The 14,932-nt window shown below is 71.8% G+C and carries 15 protein-coding genes; 11 read left to right on the top strand and 4 right to left on the bottom strand.

What is annotated here, in order from left to right; translation table 11 throughout:
• Positions 1-30 precede the first annotated feature (30 nt).
• Positions 31-1,485, top strand: a complete 1,455-nt coding sequence (locus I4Q55_RS41895; protein WP_206796132.1) for a PLP-dependent aminotransferase family protein — start codon at positions 31-33, stop codon at positions 1,483-1,485.
• 494 nt (positions 1,486-1,979) lie between these two features.
• Here I4Q55_RS41895 and I4Q55_RS41890 read toward each other — a convergent pair whose 3' ends face one another.
• Both I4Q55_RS41890 and I4Q55_RS41885 read right to left on the bottom strand, forming a co-directional pair.
• Entirely contained in the window at positions 1,980-3,347 is a 1,368-nt protein-coding gene (locus I4Q55_RS41890; RefSeq protein WP_242547717.1) for a hypothetical protein, read from the bottom strand.
• Positions 3,348-4,100: 753 nt separating this feature from the next.
• Positions 4,101-5,267 (bottom strand): pyridoxal phosphate-dependent aminotransferase, encoded by a 1,167-nt coding sequence (locus tag I4Q55_RS41885; RefSeq protein ID WP_206796130.1) that lies wholly within the window; start codon positions 5,265-5,267, stop codon positions 4,101-4,103.
• Between the two features lie 29 nt (positions 5,268-5,296).
• On the opposite strand from I4Q55_RS41885, the gene I4Q55_RS41880 reads away from it, so the two are divergent.
• The gene (locus I4Q55_RS41880; RefSeq protein ID WP_206796129.1) at positions 5,297-6,595 is read left to right on the top strand and encodes a DUF445 domain-containing protein; all 1,299 of its coding nucleotides are present in this window, start codon (positions 5,297-5,299) and stop codon (positions 6,593-6,595) included.
• 214 nt (positions 6,596-6,809) lie between these two features.
• Here I4Q55_RS41880 and I4Q55_RS41875 read toward each other — a convergent pair whose 3' ends face one another.
• The gene (locus I4Q55_RS41875; protein WP_206796128.1) at positions 6,810-7,271 is read right to left on the bottom strand and encodes a CGNR zinc finger domain-containing protein; all 462 of its coding nucleotides are present in this window, start codon (positions 7,269-7,271) and stop codon (positions 6,810-6,812) included.
• An 89-nt stretch (positions 7,272-7,360) separates the two neighbouring features.
• On the opposite strand from I4Q55_RS41875, the gene I4Q55_RS41870 reads away from it, so the two are divergent.
• From I4Q55_RS41870 to I4Q55_RS41860, 3 genes are read left to right on the top strand one after another with little or no spacing between them, the layout of a single operon-like run.
• Entirely contained in the window at positions 7,361-7,729 is a 369-nt protein-coding gene (locus tag I4Q55_RS41870; RefSeq protein WP_206796127.1) for a VOC family protein, read from the top strand.
• A gap of 7 nt (positions 7,730-7,736) precedes the next feature.
• Positions 7,737-8,135 carry a zf-TFIIB domain-containing protein gene (locus tag I4Q55_RS41865; protein ID WP_206796125.1) on the top strand — a complete coding sequence of 133 codons (399 nt, stop codon included), beginning with the start codon at positions 7,737-7,739 and terminating at the stop codon, positions 8,133-8,135.
• Between the two features lies 1 nt (position 8,136).
• Entirely contained in the window at positions 8,137-8,748 is a 612-nt protein-coding gene (locus tag I4Q55_RS41860; protein WP_206796123.1) for an AAA family ATPase, read from the top strand.
• 38 nt (positions 8,749-8,786) lie between these two features.
• Here the strand turns inward: I4Q55_RS41860 and I4Q55_RS41855 are convergent, their stop codons facing one another.
• The gene (locus I4Q55_RS41855; RefSeq protein WP_206796121.1) at positions 8,787-9,935 is read right to left on the bottom strand and encodes a methyltransferase domain-containing protein; all 1,149 of its coding nucleotides are present in this window, start codon (positions 9,933-9,935) and stop codon (positions 8,787-8,789) included.
• 144 nt (positions 9,936-10,079) lie between these two features.
• Here I4Q55_RS41855 and I4Q55_RS41850 point away from each other — a divergent pair, with 144 nt between their 5' ends.
• The 6 genes from I4Q55_RS41850 to I4Q55_RS41825 all read left to right on the top strand — a co-directional run bounded on the left by I4Q55_RS41850 (position 10,080) and on the right by I4Q55_RS41825 (position 14,586).
• On the top strand, positions 10,080-10,499 hold the full coding sequence (locus I4Q55_RS41850; protein ID WP_206796239.1) for a helix-turn-helix domain-containing protein: 420 nt from the start codon (positions 10,080-10,082) through the stop codon (positions 10,497-10,499).
• Positions 10,496-11,173, top strand: coding sequence for a hypothetical protein (locus I4Q55_RS41845; protein WP_206796119.1), 678 nt, complete (start codon positions 10,496-10,498; stop codon positions 11,171-11,173). Before I4Q55_RS41850 ends, I4Q55_RS41845 begins: the two co-directional genes overlap by 4 nt.
• Before the next feature lie 84 nt (positions 11,174-11,257).
• Positions 11,258-11,551: a DUF2516 family protein gene (locus tag I4Q55_RS41840; RefSeq protein ID WP_043788398.1), complete on the top strand. Its 294-nt coding sequence runs from the start codon at positions 11,258-11,260 to the stop codon at positions 11,549-11,551.
• A 43-nt stretch (positions 11,552-11,594) separates the two neighbouring features.
• Positions 11,595-12,137, top strand: coding sequence for a YbaK/EbsC family protein (locus I4Q55_RS41835; protein WP_043788396.1), 543 nt, complete (start codon positions 11,595-11,597; stop codon positions 12,135-12,137).
• Positions 12,134-13,141 (top strand): ornithine cyclodeaminase family protein, encoded by a 1,008-nt coding sequence (locus tag I4Q55_RS41830; RefSeq protein ID WP_206796117.1) that lies wholly within the window; start codon positions 12,134-12,136, stop codon positions 13,139-13,141. Before I4Q55_RS41835 ends, I4Q55_RS41830 begins: the two co-directional genes overlap by 4 nt.
• A complete protein-coding gene (locus tag I4Q55_RS41825) occupies positions 13,138-14,586 on the top strand; it encodes an aromatic amino acid lyase (RefSeq protein WP_206796116.1) in 1,449 nt (482 codons plus the stop codon). The genes I4Q55_RS41830 and I4Q55_RS41825 overlap by 4 nt, the downstream gene beginning before the upstream one ends.
• Positions 14,587-14,932 lie beyond the last annotated feature (346 nt).

Here is a 14,932-nt window from a genome sequence, read left to right as displayed (position 1 = left end):
AACCATAGCCAATTCTGGAATATTGGCCTGATGGAACCCGTGATCCCGCTGGGTGGACGCATCTCCGGTCCGCGATTGGCTGTCATGCTGGGCTCGTGGCGGCAAGGCGGCTCCCGGCAGGGAGCCGCCGACCTGGCCGCGGCCATCGAGCTGCAGGTGCTCGACGGCCAGCTCCCGCTCGGCACCCGGCTGCCCGCCGAGCGCGAGCTGGCCGACGCGCTCGGGGCGAGCCGGACGCTGATCGGCGCGGCGCTGGACCGGTTGCGGGACAACGGGTTCGTGGCGAGCCGCCGGGGCGCCGGCTCGTGGATCACCGCCCCCGGCCGTCGTCGCCGCGCCGAGGCCGTCGCGGACGGCGGTGACCTGATCGACTTCGCGCACGCGTCGCCGTCGGCCCCGCCGGGCATGGTCGCGGCCATCGACTCCGCGCGCTCCGCCCTCGTCGAGCACCTCGGGGAGCACGGCTACCAGGAGCGCGGCCTGCTCACCCTCCGGGAGAAGATCGCCCGGCGGTACACCGAGCGCGGGCTGCCGACGACGGCCGCGCAGATCATGGTCACCAACGGCGCGCACCACGCGTTCGTGCTGGTCCTGCGAATGCTGACCGGGCCGGGCGACCGGGTGCTGGTCGAGCAGCCCACGTACCCGAACGCCCTGGAGGCGATCCGGGCCGCGCACGCCATCCCGGTCCCGGTGGCGCTCGACCCGGCCGGGGCCCGCGGCTGGGACATCGCCGGCGTCGACGCCGCCCTGCGCCAGGCGTCCCCGCGGCTGGCCTACCTCGTCGTCGACTTCCAGAACCCGACCGGCCTGCGCCTGGACGCCGAGGGGCGGCACCGGCTCGGCGCCGTGCTGTCCCGCGCCCGGACGCCGGTGGTCGTGGACGAGACGCTCGTCGAGCTCGACCTCGAGGGCGATCCCCTCGACGGGCCGCCGCCGCTGGCCGCGTTCGCGGGCGACCTGGTGATCTGCGTCGGCTCGGCGTCGAAGTCCCACTGGGGCGGCCTGCGCCTGGGCTGGATCCGCGCGTCGGAGGACCTGCTCGGCCGCCTGGTTTCGGCGCGCTACGCGGTCGACCTCGGCTCGCCGGTCTTCGAACAGGTCGTGTTCTCGGAACTGCTGGAAGCCGACGGCTGGGCCGCGCTGGCCCGCCGTCGCGAAGACCTGCGAGGCAACCGCGACGCGCTGGCGGCCGCGGTGAACGCGCAGCTGCCGGACTGGACGTTCACGCTGCCGAAGGGCGGGCTGTCGCTGTGGTGCCGCATGCCGGAGCCGGTGAGCTCCCGGCTGGCGGTGGCGGCGGCCGGCCACGGCATCCAGGTGGCCCCGGGGTCCCGGTTCGGCGTCCACGGCGGCATGGAGCGCTGGATCCGGCTGCCGTTCGCGTTGCCGCCGGAGAAGATCGGCGAGGCGATCCGCCGGCTGAGCGCGGCCGAAGCGTCGGTCCGCGGTACTCCGGCGTCCTTGGACGCGCCCATCGCGTGAACGAACCGGTGCGCCGGATGCGAGCCCGCTCCCAGGGATGGGCGGCGTTCATGTGCAGCCGGCGCACCGGTTCGTCGTTCCACACACCCGCTCACGGACGTGACCCCGTTCGCGGGTGCCGCGGCTTCCCGGCACAGCCCCTCGACGTGCCGGGAAGCCGACGGCTCAGGTGCGCTCGCGGTACTGCGAGCCCTCGCTCGGCGCGGTGAGCGAGGACTCCCGGAGCGCACCCGGTGTGGGTCCCGGCGCCACGGGGGCAGCGCGGCGCCGGGACCGGGATCCGACCCGGCCGGGCGCGGTCGGCCGGTCGGAAAGACTGTGGGTTCGCATGGTTTTCGCCCCTGGGGTACGTCGGACGCGCGCGGGCGTCACGAGACGTGAAAGAGCCACGAATTTCGCGTTGGAGCAGGGGAAACGTCACGCCTCAACGGCGTACGGGCGCGGCTTGACGATCTTGATTTGGGCGCACTTGTCCCCGGCTGCCCGGTCGGGGGTCAGTCGGGGGAGGTGGTGGGCAGGGCGGCTTCCCTGCCCGCGCCGTCGACGTCGTGGTCGCGGCTGGTGCCGATCAGCTTGAGCTGCGTGGTGGTGACGTCGTCGGTGTGGACGGCGAAAGCGTGGCGGGCGCCGCCGGAGCCGTCGTGGCCCGGGGCCGCGGTGGGGGCCGGCGCGCTCGGGGCGGTGGTGCCGCCGGGGAGGCCCGGCGTGGAGTCGCCACCGCCGGTGGCGTGCGTGCCGGAGTCGCGCGGCTGGTCCTGGACCGCCGGAAGCGCCCGCGCCTGCCGGACGACCAGGTGCACGACCGCGGCCCGGGTGGTGTGCTGCGGGGCGGCCGTCGTGGTGGCGATGGCCGGGACGGTGCCGTCGGCGGTGGCCGGAACCGGGGCGACGAGGGTCGTCACGACGGGGACGGTCACGGTGACGCCACCGGAGTTCGAGCTGCCGCCGAGCACCGGGTTCAGGATGTCGTCGAGGGGCAGCAGCACGGGCGCCTCGGGGTGGCCCGCGGGCGGCTGGGTGAGCGGCGCGAGCACGGTGTGGGACAGCGTGTCCGTGACGACGCCGACCGTGTCCGTGACGGTGGTGAGGGTGCTGCCGACCACGTCGAGGACGCTGCCGACGAGGCCGCCGAGCAGGTTGCCGCCGGAGGACATCGCGCCCGGCTCCCCGGTGGTGTCCTTTGTGGTCGTTCCGCTGACGGACTTGAGCGTGCCGCCGACGAGGTTGCCGAGCAGGTTCCCGCCGCCGGAGGTGGCCTTCGGTGCTTCGGAGGCGTCCGAGCCGGTGGTCTTCTTGGTGGTGGTCTTCTTGGTGACCGTGGGCTCGTCGGCGGAAGGGCTTTCCGAGGCGACGGCCGGTGCTTCGGTCTCCGACGTGGCGGTGGTGGCCGGTGCCGGGGAAGCGCTGTCCGGTGCCGTGGCTGCAGGCTCTTCGGCGGCCGAGCTGTCCTTTGTGGTCTCCGGCGCGGTGGTCTCCGGCGCGGTCGGCGGCTCGTCCGCGGATGGCGGTTCGGCGCTGTCGATCTTCGGCTGCGCGGCGCACGGGGCTTCGCCGGTCTCGTGGTGGCTCTTGCGGTGCCGGGCGTGCCAGAACGGCTTCGCGGCATGGTCCACAGTGGAAACCACGGGTGCTTCGGGGCACGTCGGCCGGTCGGCCGCGGACGCGGTGCCGCCGGACAGCGCGGCGCCGAGCAGCCAGCCCGCGAGGGTCAGGCCGCCGGCGACGAGGATCTTGGCCGCGGGGCGCTGCAGCGACGCCGTCCACGGGCGTGGCGCGCGCCCGCGCGCGTGCGAAACGGTTTCACCCGGTGTGAGCGCAGGCCGAACGGGAGCGTCGCGGCGCGCGTCCGCCGTGCTGCTCACCGCCACCACCACCGTCCGCGCCTGAGGCTCTCGCGTCGCCCGCTCGAGCCTGATCTTGCTGGGGTCTTTCTCCGGCCAGGTCGCAGTTCCCCCGGGGCTGCACTCTTTCTAGCACCGCTCGGGAGTCTTTCATCTCTCCCGCCTTCGATCCAGCCCGTAAGGCCCAGCGGCCCTACCGGGCAAGGGAGGTGCGGCCGACGAGTTGATCACTCTCAGTGCCGTTCGGGCGCTTGCTTACGGCCATTCGGACGAGCGCTGCAAATTGCACGTCCCGCCGTTGACCTGATGTTTCCGCGCCGCCGACCGCACTCGGTGCCCGAGCGGTTCCGCTCGGTGCGCGGACCGTGATTTCGGCCAAACGACCGGAACTTCGCCCGGGATGTGGGACGAGCACTGGGCCGAACGGGGTCACCCACGCGATTTCGGTTGCCCTGCGCCGAATCCGCGCGCCGCGAACCGATCCCGGATCCGGCTGCGGTGCGTGATCACGAGCGTTGGCCCGGCGCTTCGCCGCGGCGTCTCGCGTGGTGGACGGTCGGCAGGCGGAGCACCGTGCCGCGGGCCTCCCGGCGCCCACCGCGGCCGTTGCGGGAAGCAGCCCAGGCCATCGCGGAGAGTGACGACTCGGCGCGGCAAGTGGTGGACGCGCGGCCGGCCCCACCCGGGCCCCGGCGCCCGTGCCGCACCGGAGCCCCGCCCCGGTGCGGCGGCCGAAACGGCCCGGAAGACGTCTACTCAGCCGGGCCGCGGTGATCAGACCAGTTTGCGCAACCGGGTGATGGCCTCGTCGATGACCTCGTTGCGCTTGCAGAACGCGAAACGCAGCAGGTGTTTCCACTCGTCCGGGTGATCGGTGAACACCTTCACCGGCACCGCGGCGACCCCGACCCGGCCCGGCAGCTCCCACGCCAGATCGGCGGCGTCGGTGAAGCCCAGCGGGCGGACGTCGACGCAGACGAAGTACGTGCCCGCCGTCGGCCGCACGGCGAACCCGGCGTCGGCGAGCCCGGCCGAAAGCCGGTCGCGCTTCTCCCGCAGCGACTCGCGCAGGCCGTCGACCCAGGGCAGCTCGTGGTCGAGCGCGTGCGCGACCGCCGGCTGCAGCGGCCCGCCCGAGACGAAGGTGATGAACTGCTTCGCCGCCTTGACCGCCGCGACGAGTTCCGGTGTCGAGCAGACCCAGCCGATCTTCCAGCCGGTGCAGTTGAACGTCTTGCCGGCGCTGGAAATGCTGACCGTCCGCGGCCGCATCCCGGGCAGCGTCACCAGCGGGATGTGCTCGGCGTCGTCGAACACCAGGTGCTCGTAGACCTCGTCGCACACGGCGATGAGGTCGTGTTCGACGCACAGCGCGGCCAGCGCCTCCAGCTCGGCGCGGGTGAACACGGTGCCGGTCGGGTTGTGCGGCGAGTTCACCAGGATCGCCCTGGTCCGCGGCGTGACGGCGGCGCGCAGGCCGTCGACGTCGAGCCCGAAGCGGCCGTCCGGGCCCTCGACCAGGCCGACGACCCGGCGTTCGGCGCCCGCCATCGCGACCGCGGCGGCGTAGGAGTCGTAGTACGGCTCGATGACGATCACCTCGTCACCGGGCTCGGTCAGCGCCAGCAACGCTGCCGCAATGGCCTCGGTGGCGCCCGCGGTGACCAGGATCTCCGTGGCCGGGTCGTACTCGGTGCCGTAGCGCTGCCGGTGCCGCGCGATCGCGGCCCGCAGCTCGGGCCGCCCGGGTCCCGGCGGGTACTGGTTGGCCCCGCCAAACAGGGCGTTCTTCGCCGCTTCGAGCATGCCGGCCGGGCCGTCGGTGTCCGGGAAGCCCTGGCCGAGGTTGACCGCGTTGTGCTCGACCGCCAGCGCGGTCATCTCCGCGAAGATGGTCGAGGTGAACGGCCGGAGGCGGGGGACGAGAGCAGGTTCGCGCACGATCAGCCATCCTCACGGACAATGGCGATGTGGAGCAACTGACCCCCGCGAAGGTGACGCCCGCCGACCCGCCGGGCGGCGCGGCCGGTGAAGAGGAAAAGCGGCGCTCGCTGCGCAAGATGAAGCTCGTCGCGCTGTCGTTCCTGCTCGGCGCCACGCTCGTGTTCCTGCTGACCAGCTGGGCGCAGGCGAGCGGCTGGCCGGGCTGGGTCGGGTACGTGCGCGCCGCGGCCGAGGCCGGCATGGTCGGCGCGCTGGCCGACTGGTTCGCCGTCACGGCGCTGTTCCGGCACCCGCTGCGGCTGAAGATCCCGCACACGGCGATCATCCCGAACAAGAAGGACGCGCTGGGCAACAGCCTCGGCGACTTCGTCGGCTCGAACTTCCTGTCCGAGGAGGTCGTGCGTGACAAGCTCAAGCGCGTCGAGATCGCGCGGCGGCTCGGCGGCTGGCTCGCGGAGCCCGACAACGCCGAGCGCGTGACGTCCGAGCTGGCGACGGTGGTCCGGGCGGCGGTCAAGGTGCTTCGCGACGAAGACGTCCAGGCGATCATGGAGCAGGCCGTCGCGCGCCGGATCATCGACAAGCCGTGGGGCCCGCCGCTGGGCAAGATCCTGCAGGGCGTGTTCGCCGACGGCGCGCACCACAAGCTCGTCGACCTGATGTGCGACCGCGCCTACGAGTGGGTGCGCGACAACCACACGACGATGCTGCGCGTGGTGTCGGACCGGGCGCCGAGCTGGTCGCCGAAGTTCGTCGACGAGATGCTCGCGGACAAGGTCTACGGCGAGGTGCTGTCCTTCGCGTGGGCGGTGAAGACCGACGTCAACCACCCGATGCGGCTGGCGCTGGACAAGTTCCTCGGCGAGTTCGCCCAGGACCTGCAGACCAACCCCGACGTGATGGCCCGCGCCGAGCAGGTGAAGGGCCAGATCGTGCACCACGAGGAGGTCCAGCGGCTGATCGGCTCGGCGTGGAGCACGGCGAAGGAGATGCTGCTGACCGCGGCCGAGGACCCGTCGAGCGAGCTGCGCCGGCGCGTCCGGCTCGGGCTCACGTCGCTGGGGCAGCGGCTGATCACCGACGACCAGCTGCGGTCGAAGGCCGACGGCTGGGTCGAGGGTGCCGCGGCGTACCTCGTGAAGAACTACTCACGGGAGATCACCACGATCATCACCGACACGGTCGAGCGATGGGACGCCGAGGAGACGTCCCGCAAGATCGAGCTCCAGGTGGGCCGCGACCTGCAGTTCATCCGGATCAACGGCACGGTGGTGGGCGCGCTCGCCGGGCTCGTCATCTACGCCGTCGCGGAGCTGCTGTTCTGATGGCCGGGACCTATACCACACCCGGGGGACCTGCAAACCAGTTGTCCACAGGAAGCTGAGTTATCCCCCGGGTTATCCACAACTTTTCACGGTGATGGCCTAACGGCTGTCCACAACGTGTGGGGGTCCGGGGCGGCTGAGGCGTGGATATGTGGTGCTTCGTCCCCAAGTTGTCCACAACCGTTCGAGTGTCCGCCGCTCGGTTGAGGGCGCCTCAGCCCGCGGCGGCGCGGGCCCGCCAGCCCCGCGCCTTCTCCCGGTTGCCGCAGACGCGCATCGAGCACCACGTCCGCGATCGGTTGCGCGACTCGTCGTAGAACGCCCACAGGCAGGTGTCGGCCGGGCAGATCTTCAGCCGGATCCACTCCCCGCGGACGACCAGCCGCGCACAAGCCGCGAACACCGCCCCGACGACGTCGTCCGCCACCAGCGTCGGGCCCTCCGCGGTCAGGGAAATCCGGGTCGCCACGTCGACGCTGCCGCCCGGCAGCCGCGGGTCGCCGATCGCCGCGCGCAGGGCGTCGCGTGCCGCCCGGGCCTCGGCCGCCGGGTTGGCCGCCAGCGCGTGCGCCGCCGCCCACTCGCGCCACTGCCCCGGATCTTCGAGCAGGTCGGTGCCCTCTTCGACGTTGACCGTGTTCAGGAACTCCACCACGAGGGACGCGTCGGTGTGCACTTACCGAGTGTACGGCGGTTGCCACCCGGCCTGCTAACCCACATAATCCCTTTACTGGTTACTTACGATCGAACCGAAGGGAGCGACGAATGAGTGCGGTTCCGACGCTGGGCGTGGTGGCCCTCGACTGCCCCGACCCGGTGGCGCTGGCCGGCTTCTACCGCGCGGTGCTGGAGTGGAACGAGCCCGAGGTGGCCGAAGACGGGCACTGGGTGACGCTGGCCAACCCGTCGGGCGGCGCGGGCATCGCCTTCCAGCGGGTGCCCGACTACCGGCCGCCGGCGTGGCCGTCCGCGGAGAACCCGCAGCAAATGCACCTGGACCTGAACGTCACGGACATGGAAGCGGCGCACGAGCGCGTGCTCGGGCTGGGGGCGAAGCTGCTCGACGACAACCCCAAGACGTTCCGCGTCTACGCCGATCCGGTGGGGCACCCGTTCTGCCTCTGCGCCTGCTGACGCGTTTTTGCGTAGGCTCTGCGGTGTGATTTGTCCGAAGTGTCAGAACCAGATGCGGACCCTCGACAAGAACGGCATCCACATCGACCAGTGCGACGGCTGCCGCGGGATCTTCCTGGACCGCGGTGAGCTCGAAGCGATCGTCGGTGCGGAGAGCTCGTTCTACGGGCAGCAGCCGCCGCCGTACCAGGGGGGACCGGCGCCGACGGCGCACTACGGCCGCCCCGACTCGCCGCGCCCCTACCGGGGCGGCTACCCGGATTCGCCGAAGGCGTACCGCGGGGGCTACGCCGACTCGCCGCGGCCGCACCGCGGCGGCTACTCGGATTCGCCGCGCCCGTACGGGCACGGCCAGCACGGCCACGGCCACCGCAAGCGCAGCTTCCTCGAGAACCTCTTCGACTGAGATGGGGCTCGACCTGCGGATCTGTCCGGCCTGCGGAGACCGGGCGGACCGCCCGGTCGTCGCGGGCGCGATCGTCACGTGCGCGAAGTGCGGGCACGAGTGGCCGTTCCGGAAGCTGCCGCTGTTCGCGCTGACCGGCCCGAGCGGCGCCGGGAAGTCGACGATGGGACCGTTGCTGGCCGACCGGTTCGGCGGCGACGTCGTCGTGCTGGACCAGGACATCCTCTGGATCCCCGCCCTGCACGACGACGTCACCGACTTCCGCTCGATCTGGCTGCGGATGGCGACGATGCTGCACCAGAACGGCCGCCCGGTCGTGCTGTGCGGGACGGTGGCGCCGCCGGAGTTCGAGCAGCTGCCGGAGCGCGCGTTCTTCAGCGACATCCACTACCTGGCGCTGGTCGGCTCGCCTTCGTCGCTGCGAGCGCGCCTGCGGGCGCGACCGGCGTGGCGGGAGTGGGACGAGGCGCGGATCGACGAGATGCTGGAGTTCAACGACTGGCTGCGGAAGTCGGCGCCTGAACTCGGTGTCGACCTCTTCGACACCACGGACGTCGCCACGGAGGCGACGGCCGACCACGTGGAGAAGTGGATTCGCGCGCGGCTGCCGTGACCCGCGAGGGCACTTTCCCGTGAAAGTGCCCTCCGGGATCAGGCCAGTGGCCAGGTGCGGCCGTCGGGGGAATCGAGCCAGAACTCCTGGCGGTCGGCGGTCACCGTGACCCCGAACCGGTCGCGGTCCGGTTTGCCCAGCTCGCACCACTCGACGTAGGCCGCTTCGGCGAGCTCCCACAGCGCCCTCGGCCCGCCCTGGGCCACCTCGTCCGCGCCGCCGCGCTTGCGGTGGCGGACCCACGAGCCGTCCGGGTGGACCAGCGCGACGCTCGGTGCTTCGTCGTCGCCGCCGTCGCGCACCGGCCGGACGCCGGGCAGCGCGAGCCCGGCGTAGAACTCGAACTGCCGGCGGGGCTGCAGCACGGCCGGCAGCGGCAGCCGCGTCTGTTCCCAGTCGCCGCGCGCGGGCATCGGCAGCGGTCCGGTCTCCGGCAGCCGGTGCGCCCGCAGCGGCATGAACCGGCCGTCGCGCGCGAGGACGCGGCCCTGGCCTGTGCCGTCCTCGCCGGCGACCAGCCGGACCAGCCCGGCGCCGATCGGGCGGTTCAGCGTCGTGACGATCAGGCCGCCGGGTTTCGTCTGCGCCAGCCAGGCCGCCGGGATCGACGACACCGACGCCGTGCACAGCACCCGGTCGAAGAGCGTGCCGGCCGGGAAGCCGAGCGCGCCGTCGCCCACCACGCACGCCGGGTGGTGGCCCGCGGCGGCCAGCCGCTCGCGCGCCGCCGCGACGAGCACCGGATCGATGTCCACTGTGGACACCCGGCCGGACCCGCAGCGATGGCTCAGCAGCGCGGCGTTGTAGCCGGTGCCGGTGCCGATCTCGAGCACGCAGTGCCCGTCGCGCACCCGCAGCTCCTCGAGCATGATCGCCATGATCGAGGGCATGCTCGACGAGCTCGTCGGCGTGCCCGCCACCGGGCCGGTGCGCCGGGCGAGCTCCCAGCGGCCCGGGTCGTCGTCGAGCTGCGTCACCAGCACGTCGCGGGAGTAGACGGTCTCCAGCCAGCCGGGGTCGCCGCGGTCGACCGCCGCCCACAGCCCGCCCGCCGGCACGAAGAACCGCGGCAGGAAGACGTGGCGGGGGACGGCGCGGAAGGCGGCTATCCACTCCGGGGCGTGCAGGACGTCCTCGTCGAGCAGGTGCTCGACGAGGCGCCGCCGCAGCCGGGCCGAGCGCGTCATGCGACCACGGTAGCGGTGAGCGTCACACCCGATGGTTGCAAGCAGGGTGCTTGCAATAGCTAGCACTCGCGCGTACCGTCGAAGGTGTCGCGAGGAGGTGACCGGATGACAGAGACCGGTGGGACGTCAGGATCCGGCAGTCCCATGGAGAAGGTCGCGGACATCGCTTCCGACATCGGCGAGTACATCCGCCAGCAGCGCAACACCGCGAAGATCTCGTTGCGTCAGCTGTCGAAGCTCGCCGGCGTGTCCAACCCGTACCTGAGCCAGATCGAGCGCGGGGTGCGCAAGCCCAGCGCGGAGATCCTGCAGCAGATCGCCAAGGGCCTGCGCATTTCGGCGGAAGCGCTGTACGTGCAGGCCGGGATCCTCGACCTGCCGACGGGCGGGCCGGTGGGCGACGCGATCCGCGCCGACGCCGAGCTGACCGAACGGCAGAAGCAGGTCCTGCTCGACGTCTACGAGTCCTTCCGCCGGGAGAACGCCGCGGCACGGCCGGCCGCCGCTCCCGCTTCGGACACCCCAGACACCGCACCAGCCGTGAAAAACGAGGAGTCAGCATGACCACCCCCAAGACCGAAGACGTCAAGAAGGCCGTCACCACCGCCCTCGACCAGGTCCGCACCCCGCTGCTCGCCGCGCTCGGCGCCGGCAACCTGGCCACCCACGCCGTCACCGACGCCGTGGCGAAGGCCAAGGAGAACGTGACCAAGAGCGGCGAGGTCGCCCGCAAGAACCTGCAGGAGCTGCCGACCGACGTCGAGAGCCTCCGCGAGAAGCTGGACCCGGCCGAGCTGCGCAAGGTCATCGACGAGTACACCGAGGCCGCGCTCAAGCTGTACAACAAGCTGGCCGAGTCGGGCGAGCAGGCGTGGGACAAGATCGCCGCGCAGCCGCAGGTCAAGAAGGCCATCGAGCAGCTCGAAGAGGCTCTGACCACCGCGCAGGGCCAGGTCGAGGGCGTCACCGCCGAGGTGCGCGAGCGCGTCGACGGCGTGCTGGGCACCTTCACCAAGCGCACCCGCTCGGCCGGCGAGAAGACCGCCCGCAAGGTGACCGAGGTCGCCGGCGAGGCCGCGGACGCCATCGAGGAGCTGGGTGACGACGTCGCCCACGAGACCCGCTCGGCCAGCCGCCGGGTCGCGAACAAGACGGCCCCGAAGACGGCCGCCCCGGCCCGTCGCACGACCACCAGCGCCGCCGCCAAGAAGCCGGCCGCGCCGAAGACCGAGAAGTAAAAACGCCGTGAACACCCGGCCCCGCCATCGGCTCCCCGGTGGCGGGGCCGGGGTCGTTCGGGTGGTTTGCCGTAAGCTGTGACTGTGCTAGTCGCCATCTGGATCCTCAATGTCATCCACTGGGGCAGCGCGCTGGTCGGGCTCTTCGCCTTCGTGCACGCGCTGCTGCAGCGCGCCGACGCCTATTCGGCGGCCGACCGCAAGACCAAGCCCATCTGGATGCTGATCACCGGCGGTGCCACGCTCGCCATGGTGCTGTTCCCCGTGATGGGCCCCGGGATGATCTTCTACGTGCCGGCCATGGCCGCGACCCTGGTCTACATCGTGGACGTCCGCCCGAAGCTGATCGAGGTCCAGCGCGGCGGCTCCAGCTGGTAGTCGCGGTCTGATCGGCGACGATCGGCACGGCTACTCTGGCGAGGTGACCTGGACCATCGCCGGGAGCCTCACCGTCGTTCCCGCCCCCACGCGTACTGACCTGCTCGCCGAGCCCGTGGCCAAGGCCCTCGCCGCGCTCGCCGACCCGGACGCCGTCGGCGTCGCCGAGATCGACCCGTCGCTCGCCGACACCGCCGCCTTCTGCGAGGCCTACGGCTCGCCGCTCGAAGCGTCCGCGAACTGCGTCGTCGTCGCCGGCAAGCGCGCCGGCGAAGTCCGCTTCGCGGCCGCGCTCGTGCTCGCGACCACCCGCGCCGACGTCAACGGCGTCATCAAGCGCCGCCTCGACGTCCGCAAGGCGTCGTTCGCGCCGATGGACGAAGCCGTCTCCCTGACCGGGATGGAGTACGGCGGCATCACGCCCGTCGGCCTGCCCGCCGAATGGCCCATCCTGCTCGACCGCCGCGTCGCCGACGCGCCCGAGCTCGTCATCGGCAGCGGGATCCGCGGCAGCAAGCTGCTGATCTCCGGCGCCGCACTGGCCGCCCTGCCCGGCGCGGAGGTCGTCGAGGACCTCGCCCGGTGACGTCCGTCTGGCTCCGGTACCTGACCGGCGCCGACATCGACGCGCTCGGTGTCACGGACGCCGACATCGTCGGCGCGGTCGAGGACGTGCTCGCCGACCACGGTCGTGGGCAGGTCGTCTTCGAGCCGCGTACGCACCTCGTGCCGGACAACGGCGGCAAAGGCCACTTCAACATCCTTCGCGGCCACTTGTCGGCGAAGCAGGTCAGTGGTGTGAAGGTTGTCGGTGACTTCGTGGGGAACTTCGAACGGGGCCTCCCTTCGGAAATGGCGTTGATCCTGCTGCTGGACCCGGACACCGGCATGCCGCGGGCCATCGTCGACGGCACGATGATCACCGAGGCCCGCACCGGCGCGATGACTGCCGTCGGCGCGAAGTACCTGGCCCGCCCGGGTGCGCGGGTGCTCGGGCACATCGGCGCCCGCGGTACCGCCTGGTGGAACGTCGTGCTGCTGGACTCCTTGTTCGACTTCGCCGAGATCCGCGTGACCAGCAAGCGCCCGGAGTCACGCGAGGACTTCGGCCGCCGGCTGTCCGAACGGCTCGGCAAGGACGTCCGCGTCTGCGCCACGGCCGAGGAGACCCTGGACGGCGCGGACATCCAGGTGGAGGCCTCCCGGCTCGTCGAGCCCGAGGCGCTGGTGCGCCGCGAGTTCCTCCGGCCGGGCACCTTCCTGGTGCCCTACGGCACGATCAGCGCGCTCGAGCTCACGCTGCTCGACGACATCGACAAGCTGGTCGTCGACGACTGGCGCGAATCGCGGTCCGGCAACCCGCGGTTCGGCGCCCTGCGCCCGCAGCTCGACGCCGGCCTGCTCACCGAGGACAAGGTCCACGCCGAGATCGGCGACATCGTGGCGGGCAGCAAGCCCGGCCGCGAGCACGACGCCGAGCGGATCCTGTTCTGGCACCGCGGACTGTCCACAACGGACATTGCGGTGGCGACCATGATCCTGGCCCGTGCCGAGGCTTCCGGCGTCGGCACCATGCTGCCCTACCGATGATCGTCTCCGACAGCGAGTTCGCCGAGAGTGAACGGTGGATTCTGGACAAACCGCTGGTAGAGGCCCTGAAGCGGCGTCGGGAAGAGCTCTTGACGGCCCTTGCGGAGCGGGAGGAACCGCTCTACGGCGTCACCACGGGGATGGGGCGGCTCGCGGGTGTGGAGCTGGATCCGCGGCAGCAGGCCGAACACCAGCGCAACCTGCTGATCGGCCGCGCGGTCGGCGGACCGCCGTGGCTGCCGCCCGAGGACGTCCGCGCGCTGCTCGTCGCCCGGTTGCGTGACTTCCTGCAGCCGTGGTCGGGGGTGAGCCCGGAGCTGGTGCAGTTCCTGGTCGACCGCCTGAACGACGGCTTCACTCCCGCCGTCCCGCGCTTCGGGCTGGGCAGCTCGGGCGAGATCATCGCGCTGTCGCACGCGTTCCAGACGTTCCTCGGCATCGGCACGGTGCTGGAGGACGGCGTCGAAGTACCGGCCGCTTCGGCGCTCGCCGCGCGTGGTGTCGCGCCTTTCGTCCTGGGGCCGAAGGAAGGTGCTTCGCTGCTTCAGGGCTCTCCGCTGGCGGTGATGCACGCGCAGCGCGGCTGGACCGAAACCCAGCAGCTCATCGACCTGCAAACGCTCACCGCGGCCATGGCGATCGACGTGCTCGGCGCGCCGCGCGAAGTGTTTTCCCCGGTCATGGCAGGCGAAGACGACCACCTGCGTACGCTGCTGCACGAGCTGACGGGGCTGGTGGGCAGCGGCCCGGTACGGCCCGGAGTGGTGCAGGCGCCGCTTTCGGTGCGGGTCGCGCCACGGGCGCTGGCGCACGCGTCCCGCGTAAACGGTGACCTGCACGAGACCCGGCGACGCTGGGAAAAGACGCCGGGCGATTCGCCTTCGTTCGTCGACGGTTCGTTCCTGCCGGGCACCGGGTACCACGCGGTGGACCTGGGGTTGCGGATGGACGCGGTGACGGCTGCCTTGGTGCACCTCGGCGAGATTTCGGTGCAGCGGACGCACCGGCTGCTGGACGAGCGGTTCAGCGGGTTGCCGGCCCAGCTCACGGCCGACCCGGGGCCGCGCGCGGGATTGGCGCCGCTGCACAAGCGAGCGGCGGGCGAGTTGCACGCACTGCGCCGGCTCGCCTCCCCGGCAACGCTCGGTTCGATCGACACCTCGGCAGGCCAGGAGGACGTGCAAGCGTTTGCGGCCGCGGCGGGCGAGCAGTTGCGCGCGGCGGCCGCGCACCTTTTCGCGATCACGGCGTGCGAGCTGATCACGGCGTCGCAGGCCCGGTACCTGGCGGGCGGCGAAGGCGGACCGGGCCTGCGTGCGGCTTACAGGTGGGTGCGGTCGGTGGTTGCGCCCCTGGACGAGGACCGCCCGCTGGGGCCCGAGATCGAGCGGCTGATCAGTGCGTGCCGGGCGGCTTTCTTCAACGACTTGGCGACGCTCACCTGAGTGCAGGCCTCTTCGTCCGCGGCTCTGGCCAGGTTCCGGCGAAGTCGCGGCAAGGGTTCGTACGTCGCGAATGACTCATTCGAGACGTGTGAGGTCCCCGATGAGTCATTCGCGGCACCGGCGACCGCCCAGGACCCTCGGCCTCTTTGGCGCCTCAGCCACTCGGCGAGGCGCACCAGCGATCGACTTTGCCGGAATCCCGCCCTCGCCCGCGGGGGCGCCCCGTTACCTTTTTCGTAGTTCCTGATCAAGGAGCTGTGGTCGCCAGGCCCGGCATGACTCAGGCCCCCAGTCGCTCGCATGATCCGGGGGGTGGTGTCACCGGGTCTGGTGGCATCGAGGGACC

Source organism: Amycolatopsis sp. MtRt-6, assembly GCF_017308975.1.
Taxonomy (GTDB): domain Bacteria; phylum Actinomycetota; class Actinomycetes; order Mycobacteriales; family Pseudonocardiaceae; genus Amycolatopsis.
This window is presented reverse-complemented; position numbering and strand designations above follow the sequence as displayed.

Bases quoted from the DNA above. Each gene is read 5' to 3' on its own strand.
- I4Q55_RS41895 (WP_206796132.1), top strand. From the start codon at position 31: ATGGAACCCGTGATCCCGCTGGGTGGACGCATCTCCGGTCCGCGATTG.
- I4Q55_RS41870 (WP_206796127.1), top strand. From the start codon at position 7,361: ATGAGTGCGGTTCCGACGCTGGGCGTGGTGGCCCTCGACTGCCCCGAC.
- I4Q55_RS41860 (WP_206796123.1), top strand. From the start codon at position 8,137: ATGGGGCTCGACCTGCGGATCTGTCCGGCCTGCGGAGACCGGGCGGAC.
- I4Q55_RS41855 (WP_206796121.1), bottom strand. From the start codon at position 9,935: ATGACGCGCTCGGCCCGGCTGCGGCGGCGCCTCGTCGAGCACCTGCTC.
- I4Q55_RS41850 (WP_206796239.1), top strand. From the start codon at position 10,080: ATGGAGAAGGTCGCGGACATCGCTTCCGACATCGGCGAGTACATCCGC.
- I4Q55_RS41845 (WP_206796119.1), top strand. From the start codon at position 10,496: ATGACCACCCCCAAGACCGAAGACGTCAAGAAGGCCGTCACCACCGCC.
- I4Q55_RS41825 (WP_206796116.1), top strand. From the start codon at position 13,138: ATGATCGTCTCCGACAGCGAGTTCGCCGAGAGTGAACGGTGGATTCTG.